Raw genomic sequence first — 2,628 nt, 5'->3', positions numbered from 1 at the left:
GAAAGGCGATCAACAATGCGAGCAATCGTCCTTTCAGACACACCCGCCTCATCGGCCAGCGTTGTATAACTCGGCCAGCATATGTTTTTATCGTCCGCATAGTTTGCCATCAGCAAGAACACCAACTTCTCAGTTGCCGGCATTCTTGCCTTAATCGCATCTGACATAGCCTGAAAACTCATAACTACACCTCTTGCTTAAGCACGCGCATGGCATCACGACTTATGCGGCTAAACATCACTTCATTGTGCTTAGTCGGTGTAGTCCCTGACATTAACAAGCCTTTAACCATGTCAACGTTCATACCGTTACGCTCTGCAATAACACCGCACGCTATATCTAGCGCACGGCAGTCATTGGCTGTAATGATCTTGGTAAGGTACAGATTCTGGCCCACGGCTACTGCCCTCCTCGTAACCAGTCCGGTACGGGAATGCCCTGCAGTTTCAGCTCTTCGATAATTGCTTCGGCTAAATCGGGTTCTGTCGTTAACAGGTCACGAATACCGGCAATCGCCAGCATGTAAACAAACACGCCCTCATTGGTACCGGCTTTGTCAGCAACAGCATCGACAACAGCTCGGTCAGGCTCTGTGAATCGGATTTTGACTTGTTCGTCGCGGATCAGGTGTTGAGGCAAGCCACGCTTACCGGTCCGTCGTCTTTCATGAACATCGTTAAGCAGCTCTTTGCTGAATTCGTTCAGGTTTATGGTCATTGGTCGTTACCTTCTGAATATTTAGATTTAGTCCCTTCACATCACGGTCGTAGTGATTAGGGTTGTAGACATAGGGAATATCTGTTGAAAGGTGGCATAGAAGAGCGATGGTCTCTGGCACACCACTAGTCCGCCATAACGAAGCAGACTGGCGAGATACTCCAAACACAGTGCCTATCGCTGTGTTTGTTTTGTATTTAACCTTGAGGACGTTGTACAAGTTATCTGACATTAGTCGCTACCTCCGCCAAAGAATGTAATTTTACTTTCGCACAGTGTCAAACAAACCTGCGTAAAAATAATTTCGAAAGTTTGTGGTAATTTAACAGCACATTGATAAAAGTGCTTACGGAATGATGACAAATACACTTGCAGAGCGGCTGATTAGCCGACGAAAGAAGCTGGGGTTAACGCAAGATCAGCTAGCAAAACCAGCAAAGATGACTCGAGTTACAGTCAGTAATATTGAGCTTGGAAACTCAACTAACATCCGGGCTGAGAGTCTATTTGCTATTGCTAAGGTGCTTAAGTGTAATCCTGAGTGGTTGTTATCAGGTAAAGGCCCAGAAGAACTAGACTCATCACCGCAACTGTCGGGTGATAACTTTACTCCTGGCCCTGAGGTTGAGCAGAAATGTCCAATAATCAATTGGGTTCAAGCTGGCTCATGGACTCAAATTGATGAACCGTTTGATAACGTTGAATACCTTCCTGCTCCAGTGAAATGCTCACCTGGCACTTTTATCCTTCGTATTAAAGGTGATTCAATGGAGCCGCGCTTTGAAGAAGGCGATTTGATTTACGTTGATCCTGCTAAAGTTGATCCAGAGCACTCTAAATACGTAGTCGCTATGCTTGAAGACTCACATGAAGCTACATTCAAGCAACTACAGCTTATTGACGGGAAGAAGTATCTAAAAGCTTTGAATCCTGACTACCCACCTGAGATGAAGTTCATTAAGATCAATGGGAATTGTCGTATTGTGGGAACTGTAGTGAGTCACGTCAAGCCGATTTAAGTTACATTAGTTCAGAGCTTGTTTATTACTGACCATTTTCTCGGTGACTACCTAACAAGCACTGAACTAAAGCAATATACTAATTATTAAGAAGCTTCAGACAATTCTGGAGTCTCTTCTGTTATCTCAATTCCTTGAGTATATTCCGAATATTTCTCTTTCAGATAACCTAATCCAGAAGAAGAATCGATATCTAACTTGAGGTGCTCTTGAATGAAGCTCAGTCTGTGCTTGCACTCTTGAATTACTTGTCCCCACGTTTTTACAGTTATCTTAAGTTGTTTAGTATTGTGGAGTAAGCCTCTGCCTGAATCATCATTCTCCAATCTTTTTCTCGCATAAGCATCCATTTCATTAGAAATTATCCAAAAGTTCCATGACGTATTAAGATCAACGAATCTTTCATCCTCTGCAACAGCAAAAGCATATGATTCAATCTGGTTTATCTCTTTCTGTTTTATTTTTACATGAGGAGCTTTCAGCTCAACCACTAAATGCTCTCTTTCATCTTCATGATTTTTACCAATACTTCGCGTAAGCATTAGATCCACAATTCCAACGCTTCCATCAATCCGAGTCACAGCCTTATCTGGCTTAATATCGACGCCTTGTTCTTTAAGGTGCTTTATAAGAACTTCCGTAAGTGATTTATCATTAACAGTTAATGAAAACTCCTCTCCAAAAATCCAAGTATTTTCTGCAAGAATTTTATGGAGCTGGCTTCTTTCCTTAACCACTTTCTTCAAATCTTCATTGAAGAGCATTTGTTCAAGACCAGTTATAAACTTTAACCTGTCACTTACAACTTTCGAAGCATTTATGATAGCTGTTAAGCTCGCATCTTTAAGAAGCTCAGCCATTTCCTTTTGTTTCTTTTTAGACAAGCTAAGTA

At 42.1% G+C, this 2,628-nt stretch carries 6 protein-coding genes; 1 reads left to right on the top strand and 5 read right to left on the bottom strand.

Annotated features, from left to right (window positions below; genetic code table 11):
• The 4 genes from MHN01_RS24055 to MHN01_RS24040 all read right to left on the bottom strand — a co-directional run.
• Positions 1 to 182, bottom strand: a 182-nt coding sequence (locus MHN01_RS24055; protein ID WP_239413901.1) for a helix-turn-helix domain-containing protein, incomplete at its 3' end; no start/stop codon positions are given.
• 2 nt (positions 183 to 184) lie between these two features.
• Positions 185 to 397, bottom strand: a complete 213-nt coding sequence (locus MHN01_RS24050; RefSeq protein ID WP_239413899.1) for a hypothetical protein — start codon at positions 395 to 397, stop codon at positions 185 to 187.
• A gap of 2 nt (positions 398 to 399) precedes the next feature.
• Positions 400 to 717, bottom strand: coding sequence for a hypothetical protein (locus MHN01_RS24045; protein ID WP_239413898.1), 318 nt, complete (start codon positions 715 to 717; stop codon positions 400 to 402).
• Positions 677 to 949, bottom strand: coding sequence for a hypothetical protein (locus MHN01_RS24040; protein ID WP_239413897.1), 273 nt, complete (start codon positions 947 to 949; stop codon positions 677 to 679). Before MHN01_RS24040 ends, MHN01_RS24045 begins: the two co-directional genes overlap by 41 nt.
• Positions 950 to 1,070: 121 nt before the next feature.
• Between MHN01_RS24040 and MHN01_RS24035 the strand changes: the two genes are divergently transcribed.
• A complete protein-coding gene (locus MHN01_RS24035; RefSeq protein WP_239413896.1) occupies positions 1,071 to 1,736 on the top strand; it encodes a LexA family transcriptional regulator in 666 nt (221 codons plus the stop codon).
• An 86-nt stretch (positions 1,737 to 1,822) separates the two neighbouring features.
• On the opposite strand, the gene MHN01_RS24030 is transcribed toward MHN01_RS24035, so the two are convergent.
• Positions 1,823 to 2,628, bottom strand: an 806-nt coding sequence (locus tag MHN01_RS24030; RefSeq protein ID WP_239413895.1) for a type I restriction enzyme HsdR N-terminal domain-containing protein, incomplete at its 5' end; no start/stop codon positions are given.

Source organism: Photobacterium sp. OFAV2-7 (assembly GCF_022347985.1).
In the GTDB taxonomy this organism is placed as follows: domain Bacteria; phylum Pseudomonadota; class Gammaproteobacteria; order Enterobacterales; family Vibrionaceae; genus Photobacterium.
This window is presented reverse-complemented; position numbering and strand designations above follow the sequence as displayed.

Bases quoted from the DNA above. Each gene is read 5' to 3' on its own strand.
- MHN01_RS24045 (WP_239413898.1), bottom strand. From the start codon at position 717: ATGACCATAAACCTGAACGAATTCAGCAAAGAGCTGCTTAACGATGTT.
- MHN01_RS24040 (WP_239413897.1), bottom strand. From the start codon at position 949: ATGTCAGATAACTTGTACAACGTCCTCAAGGTTAAATACAAAACAAAC.
- MHN01_RS24035 (WP_239413896.1), top strand. From the start codon at position 1,071: ATGATGACAAATACACTTGCAGAGCGGCTGATTAGCCGACGAAAGAAG.